Source organism: Burkholderia sp. S-53, from assembly GCF_025560745.1.
GTDB lineage: Bacteria > Pseudomonadota > Gammaproteobacteria > Burkholderiales > Burkholderiaceae > Burkholderia > Burkholderia pyrrocinia.
The window spans coordinates 2,049,800-2,065,553 of sequence record NZ_CP090484.1 but is presented as its reverse complement, the minus strand read 5'-3'; the positions used below and the strand labels follow the sequence as shown (position 1 = coordinate 2,065,553).

General features: G+C 64.8%; 10 protein-coding genes. 3 read left to right on the top strand and 7 right to left on the bottom strand.

The window, feature by feature from the left end; all coding sequences use genetic code 11:
- From LXM88_RS31425 to LXM88_RS31415, 3 genes are all read left to right on the top strand, one after another.
- Positions 1-768 (top strand): fimbrial biogenesis chaperone, encoded by a 768-nt coding sequence (locus LXM88_RS31425; RefSeq protein WP_262543322.1) that lies wholly within the window; start codon positions 1-3, stop codon positions 766-768.
- Between the two features lie 117 nt (positions 769-885).
- Positions 886-3,375, top strand: a complete 2,490-nt coding sequence (locus LXM88_RS31420; protein WP_262543321.1) for a fimbria/pilus outer membrane usher protein — start codon at positions 886-888, stop codon at positions 3,373-3,375.
- A 162-nt stretch (positions 3,376-3,537) separates the two neighbouring features.
- Positions 3,538-4,572, top strand: a complete 1,035-nt coding sequence (locus LXM88_RS31415; RefSeq protein ID WP_262543320.1) for a fimbrial protein — start codon at positions 3,538-3,540, stop codon at positions 4,570-4,572.
- 239 nt (positions 4,573-4,811) lie between these two features.
- Here the strand turns inward: LXM88_RS31415 and LXM88_RS31410 are convergent, their stop codons facing one another.
- The 7 genes from LXM88_RS31410 to LXM88_RS31380 form a co-directional block, all read right to left on the bottom strand.
- The gene (locus LXM88_RS31410; protein WP_262543319.1) at positions 4,812-7,862 is read right to left on the bottom strand and encodes a hybrid sensor histidine kinase/response regulator; all 3,051 of its coding nucleotides are present in this window, start codon (positions 7,860-7,862) and stop codon (positions 4,812-4,814) included.
- 174 nt (positions 7,863-8,036) lie between these two features.
- A complete protein-coding gene (locus LXM88_RS31405; protein WP_262543318.1) occupies positions 8,037-8,711 on the bottom strand; it encodes a response regulator in 675 nt (224 codons plus the stop codon).
- Positions 8,712-9,115: 404 nt separating this feature from the next.
- Positions 9,116-9,388, bottom strand: a complete 273-nt coding sequence (locus LXM88_RS31400; protein ID WP_412524146.1) for a hypothetical protein — start codon at positions 9,386-9,388, stop codon at positions 9,116-9,118.
- A gap of 25 nt (positions 9,389-9,413) precedes the next feature.
- Positions 9,414-12,476: an ATP-binding protein gene (locus LXM88_RS31395; protein ID WP_262543317.1), complete on the bottom strand. Its 3,063-nt coding sequence runs from the start codon at positions 12,474-12,476 to the stop codon at positions 9,414-9,416.
- A 364-nt stretch (positions 12,477-12,840) separates the two neighbouring features.
- A complete protein-coding gene (locus tag LXM88_RS31390) occupies positions 12,841-13,863 on the bottom strand; it encodes a hypothetical protein (protein WP_262543316.1) in 1,023 nt (340 codons plus the stop codon).
- A 115-nt stretch (positions 13,864-13,978) separates the two neighbouring features.
- On the bottom strand, positions 13,979-14,806 hold the full coding sequence (locus LXM88_RS31385) for a penicillin-binding protein activator LpoB (RefSeq protein ID WP_262543149.1): 828 nt from the start codon (positions 14,804-14,806) through the stop codon (positions 13,979-13,981).
- Between the two features lie 116 nt (positions 14,807-14,922).
- Entirely contained in the window at positions 14,923-15,510 is a 588-nt protein-coding gene (locus LXM88_RS31380; protein ID WP_262543148.1) for a tetratricopeptide repeat protein, read from the bottom strand.
- Positions 15,511-15,754 lie beyond the last annotated feature (244 nt).

Genomic DNA, 15,754 nt, shown 5'->3' with positions numbered 1-15,754 from the left:
ATGGCGATTCATGCCATCTCGCTGCCACGCCCGGATTCAGATTCCGACATGAAAAAAAAGCTCATTGCCGGGCTGGTCGCGGCCAGCTCCCTGCTGTCCTTTTCCGCTCCTTCCCATGCCGGTATTTCGCTGTCCGGCACCCGGGTGGTCTACACCGCGAAAAGCAAGGAAGCGTCGATCCTCGTCAAGAACCAGGCGAAAGATGACGTGATGATCCAGTCGTGGCTGGAAGCGCCGAACAACGCGCGCAGTGATCTTCCATTCGCCATCACGCCGTCCCTCAGCCGCCTCGGCGGCAACAAGCAGCAATTGCTGCGCATCTTCTACTCGGGCGAGGGCTTGGCGACCGATCGCGAATCGATCTTCTGGCTCAACGTGCAGGAAATTCCGCAGAAACCGAAGGATGACAACTCGCTGCAGATCGCGGTTCGTCAGCGCATCAAGCTCTTCTATCGGCCCGCCGATCTTCCCGGCAAACCGGAAGATGCGCCCGGCCAGTTGAAGTGGCACTGGGCAGGCAACGACGGCAAACCGGGAATGGAAGTCGTCAACGACACGCCGTACTTCGTGTCCATCGTGCGGGCGAGCCTCCATATCGGCTCGAATGCCTACACGGTAGCCCCGGAAATGATTGCACCGAAATCGACGCAACGCGTCACCGTCAAGGATTTCTCCGGTCGGTCGGTCGCGGCGGACGCGAAAGTCGAATTCGATTCGATCAACGATTTCGGCGCGACCGTCAGCACCGAAGCGGTCATCTCGAAGTAACCGGGCTGAAGCACGTCGCCGTCTCGATCGAGCAGCACGCACATTCCGTTCTACTAACTTATAAGAGGGCGCGCATTCCTGACACATCGGCAGGTGGGAAACGCTCGCGAACAAGGCATGAATACAACCGTAAAGAAAATTGCAGCGGCTTGCCAGGGAACGTACTGCCTGATGGCGCTCGGTGCGATCGTCATGCCTGCCGCCGTCGAGGCGGCGGAGTTCAACGACATGTTCCTGAAGAAGGGCGAAGCGCCTGTCGAGCTCAAGTACTTCGAGCAGGGCAGCGCGGTTCCACCTGGAACGTACGATGTCGACGTGTCGCTGAACCAGCGGAGCGCGAAGCGCGCATCCGTCGCCTTTACGGCTGACGCTTCGGGCGAAGTCAAGCCGGTCATCACGTACGGGCTGCTCAAGTCGCTCGGCGTGGACACGAATCGCCTCGAACGCGAACACAAGCTGGAATCCGGCCTTGCGGACGACTCGCAGGTGAACCTCGCCGATCTCGTCGAAGGCGCGTCGTCGGATTTCGACGTCGGCATGCTGACGCTCAACGTGAGCATTCCGCAAGCCTACGTGCCGGGCCAGTCGCGCGGCTACGTCGACCCGTCGCACTGGAACGAGGGCGTCGCCGCGGCCTACACGAACTATCAGGCGACCTTCAGCCACGACACCAACTCCGGATATCGCAGCGACTACTACTACCTCGGCTTGCGCAACGGCCTCAACGTCGGCGCATGGCGGCTTCGCAACGAATCGTCGCTGACGGGGCGCCGCGGCACGGCATCGAGCTTCACGGCCAACCGCACCTATGTCGAGCGCGATCTGCAGCGCATCAAGGGCCGGCTGGCGCTGGGCGAAGTGTATTCGTCCAGCGAGATCTTCGACAGCGTGCGCTTTCTTGGCGTTCAGGTGAGTTCCGACACGGGGATGCTGCCGGACAACGAGGTCGGCTATGCACCGGTCGTGCGCGGCATCGCGCAGAGCAACGCCGTCGTGGAGATTCGCCAGAACGGCTATGTGATTTACTCGACGTCCGTCACGCCGGGCGCGTTCGAACTGCGCGACATCTACCCGAGCGGCTCGAACGGCGACCTCGAGGTCCGGATCATCGAGTCCGATGGCAGCGTGCGCACCTACCGGCAGTCGTATTCGTACCTGCCGGTGATGATCCGCCGCGGCACGATGCGCTACGCGTTCTCCGCGGGCCAGTACCGCGGCTACGGTCAATCGCGTCCCAAATTCGCGCAAGGCTCGGTGGTCTACGGCGTGTCGGACAACCTGACCGGCTACGGCGGCCTCATCGGCGCCGAGCGTTATGCCGCGATCGCGCTTGGCGTCGGCTACAACTCGCCGCTCGGCGGCGTATCGTTCGACGTCACGCACAGTCAGTCGAATGCGCCGGGGCGCAAGGCGAGTGGTCAGAGCTTCCGCTTCCTGTACTCGAAAACGCTGACGGCAACCGACACGACGCTCACGATGGTCGGCTATCGCTATTCGACCGACGGATATCGCACGCTCAGCCAGCACGTCGACGATCTCGATCGCATCCAGGGCACCGGCCTGCAACGCCAGAAGAGCCGCATCGACCTGAACATCAACCAGTCCCTCGGCAGCAACGGATCGGTGTACGCGAGCATCGGCGAAACGAGCTACTGGAATCGTGGCGGCTCGAGCCGCAACATCCAGCTCGGCTATAGCGGCTCGGTGAAGAATCTCAGTTACAGCGTTGCGGTCGCGCGCACACAGGATACCGGGGTGTTCGGGCGCTCCGATACGCAGTTCACTGCATCGGTCAGCATTCCGTTCGGCGGCGGTTCGCGCTCGCATCGCGCGTTCGCAAATACGGTCGCTTCGACGGGCGGCGACGTGAACGTCCAGGCAGGCGTCAGCGGCTTCCTGAACGACCAGAACACGGTCAATTATTCGGTTCAGGGCAACTACGCGAAGGACGCCGGCGGGTCCGGCGGCGCAAGCCTCGGCTGGGACACGCCGCTGGTCAAGCTGAGCTCGAACTACAACCAGTCCGGACACGGCAAGCACGTGGACCTCGGCGCATCGGGTTCGATCGTCGCGCACCGCGGCGGCATTACGCTCGGCCAGACCGTAGGCGAAACCTTTGCGATCGCCGAGGTTCCGGGCGTGAGCGGCGCGCGTTTCTCGACGTCGACGAGCATCAGCACCGATCGGCGCGGTTATGCGGTTTTGCCGTACGTGCAGCCGTATCGCTACAACTGGGTCAACGTCGATACGGAAAGCCTCGGCTTCGATACCGAACTGGTCGACAACTCGAAGTCGGTCGTGCCGACGCGAGGTGCGATCGTGACCGCGCGTTTCGCTGCGGAAACCGGCCGCCGGATCCAGTTCGACGTGAAGACGGCAAACGGCGGCAAGGTGCCGTTCGGCGCAACCGCGTACAGCGCAGACGGGAAGATGCTCGGCATGGTCGACAGCGATTCGCGCGTGCTCGTGTTTGGCGTACAGGATCAGGGACGCTTGTCCATTCGCTGGAGCGAAGGGACGTGTGAAGGCAACTATGTGTTGCCGCCGAAGGGCAAGGCACTCGCCTATGAGCGGGTCTCAATGAGCTGCCGCATGGCGGGAGGCTAAGTGGCACCGAGACGAATCGCATCCAAGACGACGTGTGTGCCGTAACCGGGCACACCGCGATCACGGGTCGAGCAATGACCGAGTCAGCCTGCCGCACGAAACACCTTAGTCGTTCGCCCTCCGTGCCAGCGGCACCCAATCAATCGAAAATGGATACGCAACATGAACTTGAAAAAACTCTCGATCAGTTTGGTGGTAGCGCTCTTGCCGATGCTCTACCACGGTACGGCACTGGCGGCAGAATGGACGGGCTGCAAAATCTACGACAAAGGCAGTTCAACCGGCACGACGGAACCCCGTGTATTCACACTTTCCGCCTACAATGCGCCTATGTTCGATCCCGAATCACCGAACGGCACCGTCGTCGCATCTCAGGAAGTAGGATTTATTGGCGACTCGAACGGCGAAATCCGGTGCTCGGGTTATTTCGAACGTGTCTCGCATGGCCAAGTCGGAGTAACAACCGACCCGATCTACCATACAATGCCAACGTCCGTGCAAGGTATCGGCGTCCGGATGAAGTTTTCATCAGGCATCACCAGCTGGTGGCCAATGTCATTTGCGCTCACGAGTAATACCGCGTATTTCGTCCTCAGCGACACGACGAAACTCGTGATCGAACTTGTCAAAACTGGACGGGTCACCGCTGGTGGCTCGATTACCGGAGAACTTGCAAGATCCTGGGTAACAAAGCTAGGAAGTTCAAACGAGATTTTTCAGTATGCAATATACAAAATCGGCGGCTCGATCCAGATCAAGCCAACCGTGCCCACCTGCGCGGTCACGACGAAAACGGTCAACGTCCCGTTCGGCGAAGTGAGCATGACCGACACAGCTGGCGGACCCGAAAAGTCATTCAAGATCGGCCTGAAGTGCTCCGGCGGCACGGGCACGGCGAAGACTCGGATGTACATCACGTTGACGGATGCAACCAAATCCGCCAATCGGAGCAATATCCTGAATCTGACGAGTAATTCGACCGCGGAAGGCGTGGGTATCCAGATAAAAAATGGTTCGACGCTTGTCTCGTATGGTCCCGATTCGAGCGCGACGGGCAACCCGAATCAATGGTTCGTCAAGGAAACCGGCAACGCAGAGGTCGAGATTCCGCTCACTGCGCGTTACGTCAGGACAGGCGCCAAACTCAAGAGTGGCTCCGCCGACGCCATTGCCACCTTCACGATGAGCTATCAGTAATCCGGTGCCGTGCGAGGTCTCACGCCACGCACGGCCACCGTTCGCGCATCACGCGGTAGACGCATTCACGCCACCGCTCAATTCCCCCGCCTCCGCGGTGTCTCGCATGCGAGCACACGCAACCTGTTGATAGGCCGCCTTCCCCTGCCTGCTTGCCGTCAGTCGCATGGCCGACGTCAAACCGTTCCGCGGCATGCCAGGCAGTCCGCAACGGACAACGCTACCTGCGCACGCCCGCATCACAGCCCCGGCTGAACCAGTCGCTGCAATGCCAATCCGATCTCATCCCGGAAACCTGGCCAACGCGCGCTGAGGGCATCTAACCCGCCCTCGCCCAAGACAGCCTCCATCTCCGCACACGCATCGCGCGCGTCTCCATCACCCGCCATCGCGAACCCGCCCCGCATCGAATGCAATTCGACCTTGATCGAATCGATCTTGCTTTCCGGCAGCGCCGCATCGATCACCGCCAGTGAGCGCAGCGTCGCCTTGCGCAACGTCTGCCGCATCTCGTCGGTCACGACCGGCGGCCCGTCATGCGCCGCAGACGCAAGTGCATGCATATCGCCCGCCAGCACTCGTCGCCCGCCATGCCGCCGCAATACCGCTTCGAGCGTCGCGATCGACAACGGCTTCAACACGACCTCCACCGCGCCCGCCCGCTCACAGCGCCGGCGATCCTCATCCGTCGCGTGTGCAGTCATCGCGATCACCGGCACGGTCGCGCCCTGCTCCCGCAGAAAATTCGTCAGCGCGAACCCGTCCAGTTCCGGCATGCCGAGATCCGTCAGCACGACGTCGAACGGATGCTCGAAGAACGCGCGCATTGCCTCCACACCGTTGGAGACGATCGTCGCGTCGTAACGCAGCGCATCGAGCTGGTCGCGCAGCAACGCGCGGCTGGCGGGATGATCCTCGGCGACCAGCACACGCAGCGGCTCCTCGTCGTCGTCCCGGGCCGGCGGGCCGGCTTCGGCAGCCGCCGTCGCTCGGAGCACGTCATCCGCTTCCGATGCCGATCCATAGCCGCGCACCGCATCCGCGAACGCCGGCAGTTCCGGCGTGTCAATCCGCCACCCAGGCGGCGCATCGGCCAACGGCAACGCGGCCACGAACGTCGTGCCCTCGCCGGGACGGCTGTCAACGCTCAACTCGCCGCCCATCAGCGTGACGATGCGCTTGCACAGCGGCAACCCGAGCCCCGTGCCGCCAAAACGACGATAGACCGATGCATCGGTCTGGATATAAACATCGAACAGCGTCGGCATGCTGTCGTCGGGAATGCCGATGCCCGTATCGCGAACGACGATCTCGACACGCCGCCCAGCCGGCGCCAGCCGTGCTTCGACGGTCACGCCGCCGTGCTTCGTGAACTTGATCGCATTGCTGACGAGGTTCGACACCAGTTGCCGCAGCCGGGTCGGGTCGCCCACGTAACCGTCGGCCAGATCCGGCGCGACACGGCACGCGAGCTCGAGGTTTTTCGCATCCGCGAGCGGTTGGAAAATCGTCGCCACGTCGTTCAAGACACCGCGCAGATCGAACGGGATGCTTTCGAGCACCATCTGGTTCGACTCGGCCTTCGACAGATCTAGCACGTCGTTGATCACGCGCAGCAACGCATCCGACGACGACGCGACCGTATTCAACCGCCGCCGCTCCGCCGACGGCAGCGACGCGCGCGCCATCAGTTCGAGATTGCCGATGATCGCATTGAGCGGCGTGCGGATCTCGTGGCTCATCGTCGCGAGGAACGTCGACTTGGCCTTGTTCGCGTCCTCGGCGGCCACGCGCGCTTCACGGAGCGTCTCTTCTACTTCCTTGCGCGCGGTGATGTCGATCAGCGTACACAGCAGCACGTCGATGCCGCGGTATTTGGCACGCACCATGTGCGCATCGAGATACACGGTGCCGTGCTCCGCGCGCTCGACCGCGAATTCGTGCGTGACGAGCTCGCACGCACCGTCGTCGCGCACCTCGTCGCGATAGACCTGCCACAGTCTTTTGCCGAGCGGCGGCCCCGATACGGCCTTGTCGTACGCTGTCATCGCGTCGTTGCGCACGATCGCGTCGCCATCGGCGAGCGACAGCAGCGCAAGCCCGGCCGGCGCGGTGCGAATCAGCGTGCGGTTCAGCGCCTCGCTTTCGATCAGGCGCACCGCGCGCCGATTGGCGGGGCGCAGCGCGCGTCGATCGAACATCACGATCGCGGTCCACAGCACCGCGATACCAAACAGCGCCAGCGCGCACGTGATGCCGATCCGTGCGGCATTGGCAAGCGCCACGCTTTGCCACGTGTAGCTCTTGATCAACACGAGGTCGGACCCGCCCAGACGGTCGCCCAGCACGAAGCGGCCGCCGATGCGGTGCGGGACGGTCGGGATGGGGCTTCGATTCAGCACGCGTTGCAGCGTTCGCGGGACGAGCGTGCTGTCGTGTGGCCGCCCGAACACGATATGGCCGCTCGTATCGACGAGCACGTTCTCCTCGTCAGGCGTCTGCGGGGTCATGACGCGGTCGAGCTCGGGACGGCCGTTGAAGACGAGCCACGCGAACGGCTTTCCGTCCACGTCGCGCAACTGTTGCACAATACGGGTCACGGGCCTGCCGAGCAGTGGATCGTCGCGCGTCTCGATCATGACGCCGCTGCCGGTATTCACCGGTTCGAGCCGGCGCATCAGCGCCTTCAGATCCGCCCCGGCCAGCCGCGCCGGCGCCCGCCCGGCGAGTTCGGCGCCGAACAGCATCAGATAGTCGCCGTCGATGCCGATCAGGTAGGCCGTGAAATTCGGCGCAATCGTAAGCGGCGACGGTGCGGATGCGTATTTGCCCAGCCGGTAGAGCGCGCCGATATAGCGCAGGTACGCGCCGGGCGGCTGCCCCGGCGTGATGTCGGCGAACACGGCAACCCCTGGCTTGCCGTACCGATCGGGCATGAGCAGCCTTCCGCCGTTGTCGACGAGCCGCTCCGCGACGGCCGGCGGCACGACATCGGGGGAGCGGTTGGCCTCGGTGACGTTGTCGGCAAGACGTACCGACAACACCTTCGTTACCTGCAGTTCGCCGTACATTTGCGCTGCTTCCCGCAGGAACGACGAGCGCATCTGCTCGACGTAGTCGCCGACGGCCAGCCGCACGACGAACAGCGCGCACAACAGGATGAACACGGTGGTTGCCACGCCGCCGCCGTACAGCAGCGCGTGCTGCTGGCGCCGGACCCGGACCGGGTCGAACGGCTTGCCGCCGACGGCGGCAGCCTGCGCGGCCAGCCTTTTCAGTTTGTCGGGCATACGATTCGCTGTGGTTTCACTGTCGTCGAACGTGAGCCGGTATTCGCCCGTGCCGACGGCGGCATGCCGCGGGCGCAACCGTCACGCATCGAACATGCGCGCAAGACCCGCATCGGCAACGCGCCGCCCGCCCGGCGCGCCCGCCAGTGGCCCGTACCGAGCCGTGTGTGCAGGTCAGTCACGCGCGGCGGGTGCGTCCGGAGCGGACGGATCCTGAATGTCGCCTTCGTCCGCATACCGGATCAGGTCCGCGTCGCGAACGATTCCCAGCTTCTTCATCGCGCTCGACTTCTGGGAACTGATGGTCTGCTTGCTGCGATGCAGCTGCGTGGCGATCTCGCCCACCGTATAGCCCGCGCCGAAGAGCCGGACCACCTCGATCTCGCGCGTGGTCAGCGCGCGGGCGACGGGCAGGGAATCGCCGTCCTGCAGCAGCTGCTTGACGAACGGCGACATGTAGTTCGCGCCGACGTAGGCCGCATGCACGGCGCCGATCAGGTGCGACAGCGCATCCGACTTGCTCAGGATGCACTGCACGCCCTGCTTGTGAATCGCACGCAGCACGCTCGGGTTGTCGATCATCGTGATCGTCACGATACGCAGCGCGGGGTAACGACGCTGCAGGAACGACAGCAGCACGAGACCGTCGCCGTATTTGCCGCCGGGCATCACGTAATCGAGCACGAGCACGTCGCTCGGTTGCGCGTCGAGCGCCGCAACCAGATCCGTCGAGTTCGAAACGGCGCCCGCGAGCTTGATCGTGCTGTTGCCTTGCAGCGCCTGCGACATCCCGAGCGCCGATGCCGGATGATCGTCCGCCACCATCACGCGCACTGAGAATTCGTCCATGTACCTGTTTCTCCCCGAGGCTTTCGTTCACGCATCCGGCTCGCGCCGCGGCAGGCGCGCGCTCGCGTTGTCGGCCGATAGTCAGCCGCGTTCGGCTCGCCGGACGACAATGACTTAATTTTAAGATAAATCCGGCTTCGTTTAGCGGTCGGGCGCAACCGTCCGCGCGCCGCGCATCTTGCACGCCAATGGGCAGGCGCGCTTCGGCGCCGCGCTCTCGCGGCTCGCGCAGCGGCCGAATCGAATCCGGGCGCCGTGGACATCCGCCGTGCGACCTGCAACGTACACGGCGACGGCGGCGCTGGCGATCCGGCCCGAATCGATCTTACCCGCGTATCGTACGCCGGGCAGCGTGACGGGCAAGCGCGGCGTGATCCCGATGCACGTCTGCCCTACATCACGCGCTACCGGTGCGTCGACTCGCGAGGTTCGTCATGCTGGCTGCCTTCCTGTTGCATTTTCCATTCGTTGATCGCGCGCCGCCGCTGGGCCGGCGACATCAGCAGATACTCGTTCATCATCGTCAGAAACTCCCTCCGTGATTTTTCGGACAGTGTCGCGAATTCGATCAACAGTGCGAATATCTTCCCCAAGTGACGCACGGCCTTCCCCTCCGGTGTGATTTGAAATCCGCCGCGCAACAGGCGCCGGTCCCCTGCCTTTGTTATCTCGGACATGCGTTGCTGAATTCACTGTTGCCGGTTACCTGCCATGCAATGCCGTCTCGCGATCGGCTGTCCTGCTTGCCGTGCCGCACCGTTGCCACGCGGGCGCGAGCGCGCCGTGCAGGTGCGCGAGCGTCACGGGTTTCGTCAGCACGCGCCGCACGCCCGCCGCGATGCAACGGCGCATGCCTTCGGGTGTCATATACGACGTGACGACCAGCACGTCACACGCGGCGGCGCGGCCGCACGCAGCTTCAGCCAGTTCGTGCGCGGGCAGGTCGGGCAAGTCGCCACCGATCAGCAGCACGTCCCAGCCTCCTCCGGCCAGCAATTCAAGCGCCGCGCGCCCGGACCCAACCTCGGCCACCGTGCAGCCGAGCGCATGCAGTTGCTCGCGGAATATGGATCCGTCGACGGCTTCGTCGCGGGCGACCAGCACGCGCAATGCACGGGCGACGAACGGCTGCGGGCGTAAGGGCCCGGTGCGTCGCTGGCTGCGCATCGCGACACGCAACGGCTCGCCAGCGAATGAAGGGACAATCGCCGTTTCGCGGGGACACGATTCGATGCACGTCAGCGCGGCGCGCAGGCCGCCGAGCGAATAACTCGATACGCGCACCGTACCGCCCGCGCGGTGCGGTTCGAGCGGGCCGTCGCGCGTCGCGAGAATCAGCGGCGCACAGCCGCGCAGGCTGCCCAGTTCCCCATGCGACCAGGTGTCGGGATCGCCGAGCAACACGACCGGGCCCGCCAGTTCGCCCGACAGGCTCGACGGACTGTCGTACACGTCGACGTTGAATCCCCACGCATGCAGATGCGGCAACGCGAATTCGTGCCACTCGGGATCCGCGGCAACGAGCGTCAGCGCGCATGCGTGCGCACCGCGCGGCCGGTCAGGCGCGGCGATATCGGTGCCGAGCGGCACACGCATCGTGAAGCAACTGCCGATGCCCGGCTCGCTCGTGACCTCGATGCTGCCGCCCATCGCCGCGACGAGCCGGTCGCACAGCGCGAGCCCGAGCCCCGTGCCGCCATAACGCCGCATGATCGACGTATCCACCTGCGAGAACGCCTTGAACAGCTTGCGCCGATCCTCGACGGCAATGCCGATTCCGGTGTCCTCGACCGCGATCGACAACGCCGGCGCATCGTGACCGCCGGCGGCAACGGTGACACGCACGGTCACGTGGCCCGCATCCGTAAACTTGATCGCGTTGTTCAGCAGGTTGCCGAGTACTTGCGCGAGCCGCGTCGGATCGCCGCGCATCCGCTGCGTGCTGCAGGCGTCGACCTCGCAGAACAGTTGCACGCCCTTCGCTTTCGCGATCGGCGCATATGCGCTCAACTCGCGCGCGACCGTCGCGATCACGTCGAACTCGATCGACTCGACCCGCATCGCGCCGGCCTCGATCTTCGAGAAATCTAGAATGTCGTTGACGAGCGCGAGCAGGCTCGCTGCCGACGTGCGCAGCGTGCCGACCCGGCCATGCTGTACCGCATCGAGCGCCGAGCGCTCGAGCAGCTCGAGGTTGCCGAGGATCACGTTCAGCGGCGTGCGGATCTCGTGGCTCGTCGCCGCGAGGAACGACGATTTCGCCGCGTTGGCCGAATCGGCCGCGCGCACGGCCTCTTCGAGCCGCTGCGTGAGCTGCCGCTTCGCGGTCGTGTCGGCGACCGCGGCGATCAGCACGTCCGCGCCCTGGTAACGCGCGCCGCACGCAATGAATTCGAAGTGCAGGTGTGCGGCCTCGTCGCCGCCGAGCAGCAGATCGTCGTGCAGCACGCCGCTCGCATCGCCGCTCGCGACATGCGCCTGCCAAGCGGCAGCCACCTGGTTCGACAGCGCGTGATAATCGCCGCCGAGCCGCGCGACCATGTCCGTCAACGCGGGGCTCGCGAGCAGGAAATGCCCGTCGTCGCGCGCGATCAGCCCGAGCCCGATCGGCGCCATCTCGATCACGCTGCGGCACAGCGCCTCGCTGTCGAACACGCGCTGCGAGCGCGCGTAGAGCGGCGCGAACTCGCTCCGGTAAAAGCGCAGCAGCAACCCCCACATGACCGCGAGCGTCAGCAGCGTCGCCGCCACCAGCGTGCCGGCCGAACGCGCGACACCGGTCGCGATGTCGGCCCACGACAACGCGTACGTGAGCGTCCAGCCCGTCGATTCGAGCTTGCCGTGAAACAGCAGGAAGCCGTCGCGGAACACCGGCGAGCCCGACGACGCGCCGCCCCGCCACCGAGCCAGCTCCAGCAGGCGCGCCGCGCGGCCGGCGTCGCCGACGGCGGAATCCATCGCGACGAGCCGGCCGTCGGCGGTTGTGATGGTGAACGCGCCCTCGGGACGATAGTCGGCCAGCCACGACAGCAGGTACTCGGGCGGGTATTCAGTCACGAGCACCGCAAACGTTTTACCGTTGTCGTGCGCCTCGGCCGCGATCCGGATACGTGGCTGCCCCGATACGGGATCGGTGAACGGCGCGAGCCAGCGCACGTGCGGGCGGGCATCGACGACATCCGGATACGCGCGCTCGAAATCGATGCGCAGCGCGTCCAGCACGCGTGCGCGAGCGTCGGGCGACACCAGCGCGGGATCGTCGCGGTTCCGGTTCGGCACCAGCCCGAACATGCCCGTGCGCGTGCTGTAGTGGTAGCCCTCCAGCGTGCGCCCGCGATTGATCGAGCTCGCCGCGCAGATGCGCGACAGCAGCACCGACAGCGACAGGTAGCGCGCCACCTCGGCGCGGTCGCCGGTCTGCCCGGGCACGCCGAGCACGAGCGACGGATGCGGCCGGATCGCGACGCGCTCGTCGTCGCGGAAGAAGGCATCGACAGCCGATGCGGGTGCGCTATTGGCCTCGCGCCAGATCAGCTGCGCATTCGCGACGCCGTTGCGGAACGACGTCTCGCTCACCTGGATCTCGTTGAGCGTCTGCTCCAGCCCGTTCAGGTAGTTGCGCCGTTCGCCCTCGACATGGCCCGAGACGATCGCCACCATCCCGAGACCGCATGCGATCAGGACCAGGACTGTAACGACGATGCCGCCACCGAACACCGAAATGCTCAGGTAGCGGCGCAGGGATTGAAGCGAACTCTGCGGCATGACGCGCGGCGGGGGCCGCGACCTCGAACAATGCCGATTCGGATCGCAGGACCTCGCCGGAACTCACCATGGAAAAGATGGAATGAATTCCGACGATGCCAAACGCGTATTCGAGCGTCCACCCCGAATGAACCATTTCGTACACGTCAAGTGTCATTGAATCGAGATTTAGAACTTGACCTAGATTCGATGCCGTGAAGGGTCGCAACAGGACGCGTCCCGGCTGCGTGTCGAAACATGCGACGCGCGGCCGGGAGGGGAAGGAATGAGGAAAAAAGCGGGGGCGAGCCCGAAAGCGGCGGGCCCCCGCGGAGACGCCGCGCGAGCGGCGAGGCACATGGACAACCGGCGAGCAACGGCCGGTTCAGTTCTGCGTAAGCGGGTTGAGCGTCGTGCACAGGAAGCCCGTGCAGTTCGTCGGCTTGAAGTAGAACGACGCCATCACCGGGCTGGTCGTACCGAGCGCGAGATCGCTCAGATACGCGGAGCCCTGCGCGCCGTACGTGTTCGACTGCTGGACGAAGGCGGCGCCGGTCCCCTGGATCGCGGCCGACTGGTACGTGAAGGTCGGCGACTGCGTCTGGTCCTTCACGTAGACCCACGAGATCGTGCTGCCGAACAGCATTCCGCCCTTCGCGCGATAGCCCTTTGCGCCTTCGCTGTTGGCCTGCGCGATGAAATCGCTGACGGTCGTCGTCGGCACCAGCGCATCGTACGTATAGGTCGCGCTCGACGCGTTGTTCTTCATGTACACGTTCGCCTGCACCGATCCGATCACCATCGGGCCCAGGAACCAGTAGCCCGACTGGCCCTGGCCATTCGCCTGCGTGAGGAATGCATTCGGGTCGGCCGGCAAGCCCGTCGTCGTGTACGTGTAGGTGGCCGACGAGCCGCCATCCTTGCGATAGAGATAACCGTACGTGAGCGGCCCTTCGTATCGGTAGCCGCTTGCGCCTTGCGTGTTGGCCTGACTGACGAAACCCGGCATGTCGGCCGGCGTCGCCTGCAGCTGGTACGTGTACGTCTGCACGGTGCCGTCGCTCACGAAAATCGAGCGCGACCCGCCGCTGGATGCGTTGTAGAAATAGTCGCCGAGATAGCGGTAGCCCTTCGCGCCTTCGCTGTTGAGCAGCGTCAGGAAGCTCGCCTGATCCGCCGCGGTCGGCTGTGCGTCGTAGCGCAGCGTCAGCGTGCTGCCGCCCGAGCCGCCGGTGCCGCCGGTTCCAGTGCCGCCGGTACCGCCCGACCCCGTGCCGCCAGTGCCGCCGGTTCCGCCGTTATTGCTCGTGCCCGATCCGCCGCCGGACGCTGCGGGCGAGGAAGCGTCATCGCCGCCGCAAGCCGTCAGCGCCAGACAAGTCAAAACGATCAATGCAGCGGCTTTCATCGGGATCACCTCGGCACGAAAAGGATGAACGAAGCCGGTACACGCGGATCACGCCGCGCGCACGGACCGTCGGGAATCAGGAATCGGCCGGCGGCACGCCGCCGCCCCTTGAACGTCAGTTGACCTGCAGCTGGCCACCGCGACCGAGGCCGCCCTTGACGTCTTGCGCCTTGTAGCTACGCAGTGCGACGACCATCTTGTTGAATGCGTCGATGAACGCAACGACCGTCGCCTTGCCTTCCGGCGTCGACGAGAAGCCGGCAAGCGCGCCGCCCACGCCGCCGCCGAAGCCGCCCAGCGCCGCGCCGTAGTTGGTCGCCGTCGAGCTGCCCTCCGACGCCGCGATCTGCACCGCCGAGCGCACGTCGAACAGCGTCAGCGTCACGACCGACGCCTTCGTCTGCAGATGGCCGGCCACCGCCGCCACTGCGCCGTTGCCGATCAGCCCGCCGATCATGCTGCCGATGCCGCCGATCGGCGAATCGTTGATGACGATCTGCGGCTCCATGTAGTAGTCGGCCGCGACACGCTGGCCCTTCTGCTGCTTCGAGCCCGCGCGGTATTCGCCCGAGCCGCGCTGCAGCTGCGTGATGCGCGACAGGCGCGCGTCGCTCTTCTGGTTGCCGATCGACGTGATCACGAAGCAGTTCGACTGCTGGACCGCCAGGCGCAGCAGCGGGTCGATCGTCGTCATCTTGGTCGCGCTGCCGAACGGGCCCCACCAGTCGGCGTTGCGGCCGTCGTCCACGGCGATCGTGCCGAGCGGCGACGCGCAGCGCTGCAGCCCCGAATCGGCGCCCGCGCTCGTGCCGCCTGCCGCGGCGCCCGTCACGCCGGCGTTCTGGCCGCCGGGTGTCACCACGCCGCCGCACCCCGCGACGGACGCGCCAAGCGCTGCGACCAGCGCACCTTGAGTAAGACGATGGGAAAGATTGGTCTTCATGTCGTTATCGATCGATAGAGTCGTTGTTCGGCTTATGTGTTCGTGCGAACTGCGTAAGCCCCCCGGCGTAGCGCGATGGTGGTCTCCCCGCTGCCGCCCCGTTGCTTCCGCCCGGGTCAGTAGTACCAGTACGTCTGATTCCAGACGCCGTAGTACGGATAGCCCGAGTACCAGTAGCCGTAATAGACGTCACGCCATTGCGTGCGCCATTTCCAGTCTTCTTCGTCTTCTTTCTTCGCCTTGCGCGCGAGCTCGAGCAGCTTCTTCGATTCCTTGTCGCCGCGGCTGGCCGCGATCGACAGCCACTTGTCCGCTTCGCGCGGATCGGAGCCCATCTCCTCGAGGCCGAACAGGTAGAAACCGCCGAGCGCCTTCTGCGCCTGCAAGTTGCCGCGCTCGGCGGCGTCGCGCATCCACTTGAGTGCCTGGTAGCTGTCCTGGCGCACGCCGTCGCCGCGGAAATAACGCAGGCCGAGATCGTAGGCCGCCTTCGGCTGGGCCTTCGCGGCCTGCTTCAGCGCGACGATGCGCGGGTCTTCGCGATCTTCCGCATCGTCCTTCTTTTGGTAGGAGACCTGATCTTTAGGACGATAGGAACAGCCGGTGTCGTCGCAGATCCGCACCGTGTTGCTGGTCACGGACGGGTCCTGCGCGCACGCGGCCAACAGCAACAGCAGCCCCGGTGCGAGTAAACGGCGGTACATTGGTACTTTCCTCAAGTTTTATTTGCGCCGCAATTCTTCGAGCTTTTCACCCCCGTGAGCTCGCACCCGGCTGCGCGCGGCGCAGCGGATACAATCCGCCGACGCCGACACGCTATCCAAGGCTCTCTCAGGTTCTCTCAGGTTCTCTCTTCGAATCGTTCCGTCACCGCTTCCTTGCCGTCGCTTTTCGCCCTACCGGTTATCGCCGGTATCGATCCCCAAACATGACGCGACAAACAAAGGT

Coding starts and splice junctions, on each gene's coding strand:
- LXM88_RS31410 (WP_262543319.1), bottom strand. CDS start 7,862: ATGCCCGACAAACTGAAAAGGCTGGCCGCGCAGGCTGCCGCCGTCGGC.
- LXM88_RS31400 (WP_412524146.1), bottom strand. CDS start 9,388: ATGTCCGAGATAACAAAGGCAGGGGACCGGCGCCTGTTGCGCGGCGGA.
- LXM88_RS31395 (WP_262543317.1), bottom strand. CDS start 12,476: ATGCCGCAGAGTTCGCTTCAATCCCTGCGCCGCTACCTGAGCATTTCG.
- LXM88_RS31390 (WP_262543316.1), bottom strand. CDS start 13,863: ATGAAAGCCGCTGCATTGATCGTTTTGACTTGTCTGGCGCTGACGGCT.
- LXM88_RS31380 (WP_262543148.1), bottom strand. CDS start 15,510: ATGTACCGCCGTTTACTCGCACCGGGGCTGCTGTTGCTGTTGGCCGCG.
- LXM88_RS31415 (WP_262543320.1), top strand. CDS start 3,538: ATGAACTTGAAAAAACTCTCGATCAGTTTGGTGGTAGCGCTCTTGCCG.
- LXM88_RS31420 (WP_262543321.1), top strand. CDS start 886: ATGAATACAACCGTAAAGAAAATTGCAGCGGCTTGCCAGGGAACGTAC.
- LXM88_RS31425 (WP_262543322.1), top strand. CDS start 1: ATGGCGATTCATGCCATCTCGCTGCCACGCCCGGATTCAGATTCCGAC.
- LXM88_RS31385 (WP_262543149.1), bottom strand. CDS start 14,806: ATGAAGACCAATCTTTCCCATCGTCTTACTCAAGGTGCGCTGGTCGCA.
- LXM88_RS31405 (WP_262543318.1), bottom strand. CDS start 8,711: ATGGACGAATTCTCAGTGCGCGTGATGGTGGCGGACGATCATCCGGCA.